Below are 440 nucleotides of genomic sequence, written 5' to 3' on the forward strand. Positions count from 1 at the left end.
TCCAAGGAGAGAGTCTGCGATGAAAATGGGGAATTTTCAACCGATTCTATTGGGGATTTTATCGCTGATCTTCACACGTGTGAACGGCACTGTTAAAATCCTCAATAACGGCACTTGAAAATTCCCCACTTTCGGCAGAAAATCTCTCCCTGGAGGAGAGAAAATATGCTTAAGAATGGGGAGTTTTACTTGATCAAAGACATGAGACAAAGAGGAATGAATATCACACAAATTGCTGATTCATTAGGGAGGGATCGAAAAACAATTCGTAAGTGGCTGAAAAAGGATGAGCCTTCGAAATACCAACGATCTGTTAAAAAAAACAAGCATTCTCGATCCATTTAAACCCTATATCAAAGCGAGAATGGAAGAAGGCTGCTTCAATGCTGTCGTTTTGTTTGATGAGATCAAAGCCCAAGGTTATCCAGGGCAAATTCGGC

Annotated in this window: 1 protein-coding gene; it reads left to right on the forward strand. The window is 40.9% G+C overall.

The window, feature by feature from the left end; genetic code table 11:
• Positions 1-216 precede the first annotated feature (216 nt).
• Positions 217-345: a terminase gpP N-terminus-related DNA-binding protein gene (locus FOI68_RS24340; RefSeq protein ID WP_370512175.1), complete on the forward strand. Its 129-nt coding sequence runs from the start codon at positions 217-219 to the stop codon at positions 343-345.
• The last annotated feature ends 95 nt before the right edge of the window (positions 346-440 follow it).

The sequence above is a fragment of the Brevibacillus sp. LEMMJ03 genome (assembly GCF_007197875.1).
GTDB classification, from domain to species: Bacteria; Bacillota; Bacilli; order Brevibacillales; family Brevibacillaceae; genus Brevibacillus; species Brevibacillus thermoruber.

Excerpts from the sequence above, each read along its gene's own strand:
- FOI68_RS24340 (WP_370512175.1), top strand. The coding sequence starts at position 217 with ATGAATATCACACAAATTGCTGATTCATTAGGGAGGGATCGAAAAACA.